At 72.2% G+C, this 9,572-nt stretch carries 8 protein-coding genes; 4 read left to right on the forward strand and 4 right to left on the reverse strand.

The window, feature by feature from the left end; all coding sequences use genetic code 11:
* Positions 1–10 precede the first annotated feature (10 nt).
* From glf to Bequi_RS11320, 3 genes are all read right to left on the reverse strand, one after another.
* The gene (gene glf, locus Bequi_RS11310) at positions 11–1,168 is read right to left on the reverse strand and encodes a UDP-galactopyranose mutase (protein ID WP_249738041.1); all 1,158 of its coding nucleotides are present in this window, start codon (positions 1,166–1,168) and stop codon (positions 11–13) included.
* Between the two features lie 105 nt (positions 1,169–1,273).
* The gene (locus Bequi_RS11315) at positions 1,274–2,134 is read right to left on the reverse strand and encodes a glycosyltransferase (protein WP_249738042.1); all 861 of its coding nucleotides are present in this window, start codon (positions 2,132–2,134) and stop codon (positions 1,274–1,276) included.
* Positions 2,131–3,096 carry a glycosyltransferase gene (locus Bequi_RS11320; protein WP_249738043.1) on the reverse strand — a complete coding sequence of 322 codons (966 nt, stop codon included), beginning with the start codon at positions 3,094–3,096 and terminating at the stop codon, positions 2,131–2,133. The genes Bequi_RS11315 and Bequi_RS11320 overlap by 4 nt, the downstream gene beginning before the upstream one ends.
* Before the next feature lie 168 nt (positions 3,097–3,264).
* On the opposite strand from Bequi_RS11320, the gene Bequi_RS11325 reads away from it, so the two are divergent.
* A complete protein-coding gene (locus Bequi_RS11325; RefSeq protein WP_249738044.1) occupies positions 3,265–4,701 on the forward strand; it encodes an LCP family protein in 1,437 nt (478 codons plus the stop codon).
* A 59-nt stretch (positions 4,702–4,760) separates the two neighbouring features.
* On the opposite strand, the gene Bequi_RS11330 is transcribed toward Bequi_RS11325, so the two are convergent.
* Positions 4,761–5,483: a glycosyltransferase family 2 protein gene (locus Bequi_RS11330; RefSeq protein ID WP_249738045.1), complete on the reverse strand. Its 723-nt coding sequence runs from the start codon at positions 5,481–5,483 to the stop codon at positions 4,761–4,763.
* A 155-nt stretch (positions 5,484–5,638) separates the two neighbouring features.
* Between Bequi_RS11330 and Bequi_RS11335 the strand changes: the two genes are divergently transcribed.
* From Bequi_RS11335 to Bequi_RS11345, 3 genes are read left to right on the forward strand one after another with little or no spacing between them, the layout of a single operon-like run.
* A complete protein-coding gene (locus Bequi_RS11335; protein ID WP_249738046.1) occupies positions 5,639–6,973 on the forward strand; it encodes a nucleotide sugar dehydrogenase in 1,335 nt (444 codons plus the stop codon).
* Positions 6,970–7,389 carry a DUF2304 domain-containing protein gene (locus Bequi_RS11340; RefSeq protein ID WP_249738047.1) on the forward strand — a complete coding sequence of 140 codons (420 nt, stop codon included), beginning with the start codon at positions 6,970–6,972 and terminating at the stop codon, positions 7,387–7,389. The genes Bequi_RS11335 and Bequi_RS11340 overlap by 4 nt, the downstream gene beginning before the upstream one ends.
* 22 nt (positions 7,390–7,411) lie before the next feature.
* Positions 7,412–9,361 (forward strand): DUF6541 family protein, encoded by a 1,950-nt coding sequence (locus Bequi_RS11345; protein ID WP_249738048.1) that lies wholly within the window; start codon positions 7,412–7,414, stop codon positions 9,359–9,361.
* The last annotated feature ends 211 nt before the right edge of the window (positions 9,362–9,572 follow it).

Here is a 9,572-nt window from a genome sequence, read left to right on the forward strand (position 1 = left end):
GAAGGGCGGGTCAGCGGCGCAGCAGGTCGGCGAGCTTGTTGTCGGCCATGGAGAGCGCAGAGCCGATGGCCATGTGCATGTCGAGGTACTGGTAGGTGCCCAGGCGCCCGCCGAAGAGCGTGCGCGGCTCGCCGTCGGCCATCTCGCGGTAGCGCAGGAGGGACTCGCGGTCCTCGGTGGAGTTCACCGGGTAGTACGGCTCGTCCTCGCGCTCGGCGAAGCGGGAGTACTCGCGCTGGATGACGGTCGCATCCTTGGGGTAGTCGCGCTCGGGGTGGAAGTGGCGCGGCTCGATGATGCGGGTGAACGGCACCGAGGCGTCGGCGTAGTTCATGACGGAGGTGCCCTGGAAGTCGCCGGTCTCCGGGTGCTCCGTCTCGAGATCGATCGTGCGCCACTTCAGGTCGCCCAGCTCGTAGTCGAAGTAGCGGTCCACCGGTCCCGTGTAGAGGACAGGCAGCTGGCCGCGCACGGCGTCCTTGTTGAGCGGCTGCGAGGCGTCGAAGTAGTCGGTGTCGAGCAGGACCTCGATGTTCGGGTGGTCCGCCATGCGCTCGAGCCACGCGGTGTAGCCCTGCGTGGGCAGGCCCTCGTGGGTGTCGTTGAAGTAGCGGTTGTCGTAGGTGTAGCGCACGGGGAGGCGGGAGATGATCCCGGCGGGCAGATCCTTGGGATCGGTCTGCCACTGCTTGCCCGTGTACTCCTTGATGAACGCCTCGTAGAGCGGGCGCCCGATCAGGGAGATGCCCTTGTCGTTGAGGTTCTCCGGATCGCTGCCCGCGAGCTCGCCCGCCATCTCGGCGATCGCGGCGCGCGCCTCGTCGGGGCTGTAGGAGGCGCCGAAGAACTGGTTGATCGTGCCGAGGTTGATCGGCATGGGGTACACGACGCCCTTGTGGTTCGTGTAGACCTTGTGCACGTAGTCCGTGAACGTGGTGAACCGGTTGACGTACTCCCACACGCGCTCGTTGGAGGTGTGGAAGAGGTGCGCCCCGTACTTGTGGACCTCGATGCCGGTGGCCTCATCGGCCTCGGAGTAGGCGTTGCCGCCCACGTGCGAGCGCTTGTCGATGATGGTCACCTTGACGCCGTGCTCGTTCGCGGCGCGCTCGGCGAGGGTCAGGCCGAACAGGCCCGATCCGACGATCAGGAGGTCAGGAGAGGACACGCGGGTGCCTTTCGATCAAGGGCTGCAGACCCGTTCACCCTAGCCCAGCGCTCCCGCACCAGGACCGCGACACGGCTCCTCACGCCCGCGAGCGCGAGAACCGTCTCAGCGCATGCGCTCCACGACGAGCCGGTACCCGATCCTCCGCAGCCATCCGGGTGCGAAGCGATAGGCGGCGCGCCGGGCGAGATTGAGCGCCAGCATGCCCGGCCCGATGAGCCCGTCGGCGCGGAAGATGCGCTGGAGCCGGAGGTCGGAGACGAACATGCGCCAGCCGCCCCGACGGGCGAAGAGATCGGCGTCCACCCGGTAGTCCACGAGGACCTCCGGCAGGTTCGCGCTGCGCGCCCCGCCCAGCAGCATCCGCTCCCACAGCCAGTAGTCCTCGAGGAAGTCCAGCGCGCGGTAGCCGCCGACGGCCAGCGCCGTGGAGCGCCGCAGCATCACCGCAGGATGGTGGAAGGGGCTGTGGCGCGGGAGGTAGTCGAGGATCTCCTGGTGCGCGAGCGGCCGGGTGCGCAGCGCCCCGCCCCCGCGCGGTGTGGAGTCGCTGAACTCCTGCATCGCGCTCGAGAGGAGGTCCAGTCCTCCCTGCTCCATCGCGCTCCGCTGCAGGGCGAGGCGCTGCGGCCGGCAGAGATCGTCGGCGTCGGCACGGGCGATGATGTCGGTGCGGCACGCCTCGAGCCCCCGCTGCAGGGCGCGGGCGAGCCCTTCGTGCGCGCTCGCGCGCACCACCCTGGCCGGGCCGAATGCGCCGTCCTCGACCTGCGCGACGACCGCTTCCAGCCCCTCGCCGAGGGGGCCGTCGATGACGAGCACGAGCTCTGCGGGCGGCTCCGTCTGCTCGATCGTGGCCGACGCCAGCGCTTGTGCGAAGCGCTCGGGGCGGTCGCCGCGCCACACGGGCATCAGGACGGTCACCTCGCCCTCGGAGGGAACGGGCAGCTGCACGGGAGCCGTCACCGGGCCGCCGCCCGCTCGATCCGGCGCACGGCCTCTGCGGCCTCGGGATCGGCGGAGAGGACCTGCACCGCGGGGCGAGGCCCGCGCCGCAGGGCGTCGAGGAGGCCGCGGCGCCCGACCCCGAGGAGCTCCGGGTGGCGTGCGCACTGGCGGATCCACCCCAGCGCCGTGCGTCCGCCGTAGAGCGCCCGCTCGAGCGGGGTGAAGGTGCGCGTGCGCAAGAGCGCCCACAGGCGGTTGCGCACGTCGTAGTAGAAGCGCCCGCCCGGCGAGGCCTGGGCATTGGCGAACACCGCTGTGCGGTGCTCCACGACCGAGGCGGGCACGTGGATCCCGCGGCCGCGGCGCAGCAGGCGCCCGGTGTGCTCGAAGTCGTCGGACCAGATGAAGTAGTCGGCGATCGGCAGCCCCAGTCGGCGCACGTCCTCTCCGCGCAGCAGCACGGAGACATAGCTCGCGGTGCGGATCGGCCGGCCCCCCGCCGCGGCGGCGTCGGCCTTCTCCTGCGCGCTCGCCCCGAGGCGCGTGCGCGAGCGGTTCATCGGATGATCCCGGCCGTCGGTCCACACGGCGCGCGAGCTGAGCACGGACAGCCGCACGGGGCTCGCGGCCTCGGCGATGAGCAGCGCCTCCAGGGCGCCCGGGCGCGGAACCGTGTCGTCATCCATCACCCACACCCAGTCGGCGCCATGGACCTCGAGGGCGCGCGCGATCCCCGCGGCGAATCCGCCTGCGCCGCCGACGTTGCGGCGCAGGTGCAGCACGTCCGCGCCGATCGGGTGGGCATCGGCCACGACCCCGGTGTCATCGGTCGAGGCGTTGTCGATCACGACCACGCCGTCGGGCCGCCGCGACTGCGCGGCGAGTGCGTCGAGGCACTCCTGGAGGAGCGCGGGCCGGTTGAATGCGACGACGACGGCGAGCACTCGAGGGGTGCCGGCTTCGCTTCCGAGGGACTTCACGTGGCTCTCCTGTCGTGGGCGCGCTGGCGCGGCCGGGGTCGTTGCCCTCGATTCTACGGAGGATCCCTGCCTCCGCAGCGCCGGGGGACTACTGTGGCTCGCGCAGCGCATCGGCCCCTTCCCGCAGTCCGCCCGCCGCCGATGCCCCTGAATCGTGAGGACCTGCCCATGGTCGAGGAATCCGACGACTCCCCCGCCTCCTCCGCGCGTCCGGCGCGCCCGGGCGCGCCGCGCCGACCCGTGCGACTGCGCACCGGTGGTGCCGTGCGTCCCGTGGCCTCGCCCGAGCAGCGCGGAGGGAGCAGCTCGCGCACGTCCGCCCGGGCGGACTCGGATCCCTCGCCCACGCGTCCGCTCCCCCGCGGCGGGGGCGCTCCTGCGGGTGCCCGGAGCGCGGCTCCGTCGGACCCCCGTGTCAGCGCCCGGCCGATCGCGCGCGGGAGCGCCCCGTCGGACCAGCGCCTAGGCGCGCAGCCGATCCGGCACCGCTCGACCCAGTCGGCCGCCGCGCGCGCGGCGAGCGGGCTCGGCCCTGCGGACGAAGGACAGGAGCTCGGCGGGCCCGATCGCGAAGCGGTCCCGACCCGCCGGCGCTCCCATGGCGCAGCAGGCTCGCATCGCGCGGGAAGCGCCGGGCGCCGGCTCGGCCGCTGGGGCCGACTGCCGCGCCCCGTGCGCCTGGCCTCCGCACTGCTCGTGCTGGTGCTGGTGCTCTCGATCGGCTGGGCCGGCGGACTGCTGCTCTGGGCGAACTCCCGCATCACGCACGTCGACGCGCTCTCCGGTGTAGCGAACACTCCCGGCACCACGTACCTGATCGCAGGGTCCGACGCCCGCGGCGGCGACACGGTCCAGGACGACGGCACCGAAGGCCAGCGCACCGACACGATGATGCTCCTCCACAAGGCGCCGGGAGGCCGCTCCTACCTCGTCTCCCTCCCGCGCGACACGCTGGTCGACATCCCCGGGCAGGGGAAGTACAAGCTCAACGCGGCCTATGCGTTCGGCGGCCCCGCACTCCTGGTCAAAACCGTCGAGCAGTTCACCGGTCTCACCATCGACCACTATGTCGAGGTCGGCTTCGACGGCGTCGCCGGGATCGTGGACGCGGTCGGCACCGTGAACCTGTGCATCGACCAGGATGTCGACGACGAGAAGTCGGGGCTGAAGATGACCGCGGGCTGCCACGACGTCGGCGGCGAGCAGGCGCTGGCCTTCGTGCGCGCCCGCTACTTCGACCCCACCGCCGACATCGGTCGCCAGGGACGCCAGCAGCAGTTCATCGGAGCCCTGATGAACCGCGTCTCCTCCCCCGGCGTGCTGCTGAACCCCGTGGCGCAGATGCGGTTGGCAGGCGCAGGATCCGCCGCGCTCTCGACCGACCCGGGCACCGGGATGATCGACCTCGGCCAGGCGGGGCTGACGATGCGCGGCGCCATGAACGGCGGCACGAACCTCCCGCTGCCGATCGCGGATCCGAACTTCCAGACCAAGCATTCGGGGGTCGCGCTCCTCACCGACCCTGCCGAGGTCGACGCTTTCTTCCGCGGCATCGAGGACGGCTCGGCGACGGCGCCCGCTGCGGAATCGGCCCCCGCCGGCTGACGGGGCGCGGCGCATGCGCTGCACCGCGGCCCACGCGGCGGTCGGTCAGCAGGCAGCGATCAGCGGAACAGCATGTCGATGACGATGTTCACCGAGTTCAGCACCGACTGCCCCTTCGCGCGGGAGTAGTCGGTGTAGAGGATGTGCACCGGGTGCTCGCGCACGCTCAGCTCCAGCCGGCCGATCTCCTCGACGATCTCCGAGGCGTGCGCCATCCGGTTCTGCTCGATCACGATCTGCTCCGCGGCGGCGCGGCCGAGCACGCGCAGTCCGTTGTGGGCGTCGGTCAGCCGCACCCCGGAGGTGAGGTTCGAATACCAGATCGCCCCGCGCAGCACGAGGCGCTTGACCAGCCCGGGGCGAGTGCGGGAGTCCAGGAAGCGGGAGCCGAGCACCACGTCGACCCCCTCGGTGCGGCGCACGGCGATCATGGCGGCCGCATCGTCGACCTGATGCTGGCCGTCGGCATCGAAGGTGACGATCTGCTCCATCGCGGGGTCGCGCAGCGCGCAGTCGATGCCGGTCTTCAGCGCGGCGCCCTGCCCCATGTTGTAGGGGTGGCGGACCACGAGAGCGCCCGCCTCCTGCGCGACGCGGGCGGAGCCGTCGGTGCTGCCGTCGTCCACGCAGACCACGAGCGGGTACCGCTCCCGCAGGGATCGGACCACGTCGCCGATGACGGCGGCCTCGTTGAACAGCGGGATCACGAACCAGGTGCTCGAGCGGCCGGGGTCGGATGCAGGCGCCGGCTCGATCGCCGGGGTCGCGCCGGTCTCGCTCATCCTGAGACCTCCACCACCGCTGTTCGCCGACGTGACCCGCGCGGCATGCATCCGCAGCCGCGATCACTGCCCTGGAGGATACCCTGAGAGCCGGTGCGGAGCCTGCCTCCTCGCCGTCCGACGATCCCCGCGCACGGGGAGGAAGCAGGTCAGCAGTGCCCGCACAGGCCACCACCGCTGTCGTCGCCCTGGGGAAGATCGGTCTGCCGCTCGCCGTGCAGTTCGCCGATCGGGGTCACCGGGTGATCGGGGTCGACGTCAGCGAGCGTCAGGTCTCGCTGGTCAACCAGGGGCTGGAGCCCTTCCCCGGCGAGGCCCATCTGGCCGAGAAGCTCGCGGAGATCGTGCCCGCCGGTCGCCTGCGGGCGACCACCGACTACGCAGAGGCCATCAGTGCGGCGAGCACGGTGGTGATCGTGGTGCCGCTGTTCGTCGACGAGGCCACGGGCGAGCCCGATTTCGGCTGGATGGACGAGGCGACGCGATCTCTCGCCCCGCACCTGCAGCCCGGCACCCTGGTCAGCTACGAGACGACGCTGCCCGTGGGCACCCTGCGGGATCGCTTCGTGCCGATGATCGAGGAGATCTCGGGGCTGCGGGAGTCCGAGGACTTCTTCGCCGCGTTCTCCCCGGAGCGCGTGCTGACCGGCCGGGTCTTCGAGGATCTGCGCAAGTACCCGAAGCTCTTCGGGGCGCTCAGCGAAGAGGGCGCCGCGCGCACGCGCGCCTTCTACGAGGACGTCCTGACGTTCGACGCGCGCCCTGATCTCGCCCGCGAGAACGGCGTGTGGGATCTCGGCTCGCCGGAGGCGGCCGAGCTCGCGAAGCTCGCCGAGACCACCTACCGCGATGTGAACATCGCACTGGCCAACGAATTCGCCCTGTTCGCCCAGGATCGCGGCATCGACGTGTACCGCGTGATCGAGGCCTCGAACTCCCAGCCCTTCAGCCACATCCACCAGCCCGGCATCGCGGTGGGGGGCCACTGCATCCCGGTCTACCCGCGCCTGTACCTCTCAGGCGATCCCGCGGCCGAGACGGTCCGCACAGCGCGCGCGCTGAACGCCTCCGTTCCCGCGCGGCTCGTGGAGCGGGCCGAGGAGCTCCTCGGCTCCCTGGCGGGGCTGCGCGCCGTGATCCTCGGCGCCTCCTACCGCTCCGGCGTCAAGGAGACCGCGTTCTCGGGTGTCTTCCCTGTCGCCGCTGAGCTGCGGCGCCGCGGCGCGCAGGTGCGCGTGCACGACCCGCTGTACACCGACGAGGAGCTCGAGCGCCTGGATCTCGGCGCCTGGCACGTGGGCGAGGAGGCGGACCTGCTGATCGTCCAGACGAATCATGCGATGTACCGCGATCTCACCGCGGCCGACGCCCCGGGTGTCCGTCTGCTGGTGGACGGCCGCAACATCACGAGCGTCGAGGCCTGGGCGGGAACGCCCCGTCTCGTGCTCGGCGACGGCAGCGCGAGCACTCATCGGGGGCCGCAGGAGTGAGCGGCATCGGCGAGGTGCTGCTCGCCCTCGGCCCTGGCGGGCGCGCGGGAGGGGTGCTGGCGATCCAGATCCTGCTGATCCTCGGCATCATCGGGATCACCGCCTGGCTGTTCCGCTCGAGGGGCGCGCGCCAGCTCGCTGTGCGGCGCCTGCTCATCATCGCGTTCGCGCTCTTCGCGGTCCTCGCGGTCCTCTTCCCGAGCCTCCTGTCGCGGGCCGCGAACCTGCTGGGCGTGGGGCGCGGCACGGATCTCCTGCTGTACGCCACGGTGATCGTCCTGCTCGGCGTCATCGCCGTGCAGGAAGTCCGCGCGAAGAACGAGGAGAAGCGCACCACGCACCTCGCTCGCCGGATCGCCCTGGAGGAGGCCGAGAGCCCCGAGGCGTACCGGCGCCGCGCGCTCGAGCCCCGATGAGACCGCGCGCGCAGGAGCGTCGATGAGCGGCTGGGCGGAGCTGCTGGCCGCAGTCGGCGCCTGTCTCCTGATCGTCTACCTCCCCGGCGCCCTCCTCGGCCGCGCCCTCTGCCTGTCCTGGCGGACGGCGCTCGGGGCGGCGCCGGCGGCGAGCGCAGGCATCCTCGGCGCTCTCGCCGCCCTCGCGCCCGTCCTCGACCTGCGCTGGAACCTGGTCACGACCGCACTCTCTCTTGCTCAGATCCTCGTCCTGGCCGTCGGGGCGACGATCCTCGCCCAGCAGCTGAGCGCACGCCTGCACCCGCGGACGGGCTCCCCGGCCGCAGCGGCGAGATCGGGCAGGGACGTGCTCGCGCTGCCGCCGCTGCTCGGTGCTCGGCCCGCGCTGAGCCTGCTCTGCATCGGCGCGGCCGTCGCGATCGCCCTGTCGCCGATCCTCCTGGCCCTGGGCTCGCCCTCGAGCATCCTGCAGCGGTGGGACACGCTCTTCCACCTCTCCGCCGTGCAGTTCGTGCGCTCCGGCGGCGACGGCTCGAGCCTGCACCTGGCGGCCGTGGCCGATCCTCACTGGCGACCGGGGGTCTATCCCGCCGCCTTCCACGACATCGCGGCCCTCGTCCCCTTCGCGCCGGTCCCCGTAGTGCTCAACGCCTCGGTGATCGCGCTGGCGATCGTGCCCTGGGTGCACGGCATCGCGTTCCTCGCCCGGGTCCTGTGGCCGCGCCTGGCCTGGGCGCCCACCGCCGCGGCTCTTGCGGCGGCCCTCGCACCGGCGGTGCCGCTGAACCTGTGGATCCACCTCTCCCCGATTCCGAACCTCGTCGCCTTCGGCATGCTCCCGGGCGTCCTCGGCATGCTCGTGCTCGCCTTCCGCGCGCTGCGGGTGCGCCGAACGCCCCTGCGCACGGAGCTGGTCGCACCTCTCGTCGTCGCGGCGGCGGGAGCGGCGGGACTGGCGCTGACGCACCCGAACGTCCTGGCGATGGCCTCGCTGCTCGTCGCGGCCGGCGCACTGGCCGACCTGCTCGGCAGGCGCGGAGCCGGCCTGCGACGATGGTCGCTGCTGTGGATCCCGGCCCTCGCGCTGGCACCCATGATCGCGCTGCGGCTCCTCCCGGGGGCGAGCGTCACGACGACCTTCGACGGGGGCCTGGCGGTGCCCGGGTGGACCGGGGCGGGCGAGCTCCTGCTGGGACTGCTGACCGTGTGGCCGATGGCTCTCGGCATGCTCGTGTGGGCCCTGGCGTACCTGGGGATCTGGGCGCAAGCGCGCCGCGGCTCGTGGCCCCTGCTCGCCTGGGCCGTCGTCGTCGGGGTGCTGTACTTCGACGCCGCGGTCGACTCCCCGCTGCGGCTGTCGGACATGTGGTACCGCGGCCAGGACCGCATCTCGATGGCGGTGACCCTGGTGGCCTGCCTCCTGGTCGTCCCCGGCCTCGCGCACCTCGCGCGTCTTCTCCGGGGGCGGGGAATGCGGTGGCTCCGCCCGCTCGGCGCGGCGCTCGCCATCCTCGCGGTGCTCGCCTCGATCCCCGCGCGCTGGGACTATGCGGAGCTGAACCTGGATCTCGACCGGCGCGATCGGCCCCGCTTCTTCGACACCGAGGAGCTCGCGATGCTCGAATCGATCGCACCGACGATGGACCGCGATCTGACGGTGCTGGCGAACCCCTTCTCGGGCGGGGCGCACCTCTACGGCATCAGCGGGCAGAGCGTCCGGTGGGCCTCGGCCGGGGTGAATCCGGACGCCGCCGAGGGCGCCCTCATGGATGCGGCACTGCGCGCTGACCGGGATCCCCAGGCCTGCCGCGCGCTGCGCGAGGCCGGAATCGGGTATGTCTACACCGACTCCCGGCCGTACCACCGCGGCGGGAGCTTCGCGCGCGTCGACCAGGTGCCCTCCTCGCTCGGCCGGGTCATCGGCTCGACGCCGCACTCGATGATGATCGAAGTCGACTGCTCCGAGGGCTGAGGCGGCTGGCGGGTGACTGGCCCCGGCGGCGGCTGGTTCCGTCGAGCGCCTGGCCCCGCCATCGGCCGCTCCCGTGGCGGATTGCCGATGGGCCGCCCCCGTTGTTAGGTCCGGTCTCTGTGTGAGTCGTCGGGTTCCATTTCGTGGGTGCAGTGGCGAGCATAGTCGGCCGGGGTGAGGTAGCCCAGCGCCGAGTGGCGTCGCACGGTGT

The organism is Brachybacterium equifaecis (assembly GCF_023509525.1).
GTDB classification, from domain to species: domain Bacteria; phylum Actinomycetota; class Actinomycetes; order Actinomycetales; family Dermabacteraceae; genus Brachybacterium; species Brachybacterium equifaecis.

Bases quoted from the DNA above. Each gene is read 5' to 3' on its own strand.
- Bequi_RS11325 (WP_249738044.1), top strand. From the start codon at position 3,265: ATGGTCGAGGAATCCGACGACTCCCCCGCCTCCTCCGCGCGTCCGGCG.
- Bequi_RS11330 (WP_249738045.1), bottom strand. From the start codon at position 5,483: ATGAGCGAGACCGGCGCGACCCCGGCGATCGAGCCGGCGCCTGCATCC.
- Bequi_RS11345 (WP_249738048.1), top strand. From the start codon at position 7,412: ATGAGCGGCTGGGCGGAGCTGCTGGCCGCAGTCGGCGCCTGTCTCCTG.